The organism is Vibrio sp. 2033, assembly GCF_033339735.1.
Genome location: NZ_JAWOVC010000731.1, coordinates 1 through 540, shown reverse-complemented (window position 1 = coordinate 540; position 540 = coordinate 1). Strand labels below are relative to the sequence as shown.

The window sequence follows — 540 nt, the reverse complement described above, 5'->3', positions numbered from 1 at the left end:
GAAAAAGTCACGGTGGCTCACCTACCCGCTCAGTTAACTCAAAAGAAAACGCAGGCAAGAACCGTAACCCCTGTGCACGTCGAATCATCAAACCCGAGCAGCAATCTCAACGGACATAATGCTCCAGCGATGCAAACACAACCCATTGAACCAGTGCAACCTGTTCAAGAGGTGCCCGCTCAACAAATGCAACCTACTGTCGGCGTTGAAACACCGAGTCATTCCTTATCGCCGTACTTTAATGCAGACGGAAGTATCCGACCAATGTGGCAAGTCGAACGTGAAGCGATTCAAAACGCGATCGCCTATTGTGATGGTAACGTGCTCAATGCCGCGGTGATGCTGGAGCTAAGCCCTTCAACGGTCTATCGTAAAAAACAAGCGTGGGAAGCGGATGAAGTTAATCTCGAACAATCCTGATTTACCCATTGTGGGCGAAGTTTGGATTTTTGTTGATAGCCGCATTTTTGGCGGCATCGAAAGCCACATATTAGAGCTGGCAAAAGGCATCCTCGCGTTTGGGCACGCCGTGCGTATAGT

Annotated in this window: 1 protein-coding gene and 1 pseudogene; both read left to right on the top strand. The window is 49.4% G+C overall.

Annotation, left to right across the window (positions count from 1 at the left end; all coding sequences use genetic code 11):
* Window positions 1-420 (top strand): helix-turn-helix domain-containing protein (locus R7P74_RS28770; RefSeq protein ID WP_318124106.1); only part of this gene is annotated, 420 nt, incomplete at its 5' end.
* Window positions 395-540 (top strand): annotated as a pseudogene (locus R7P74_RS28765) (glycosyltransferase family 1 protein); the annotation flags it as partial. The gene R7P74_RS28770 and the pseudogene R7P74_RS28765, both read left to right, overlap by 26 nt.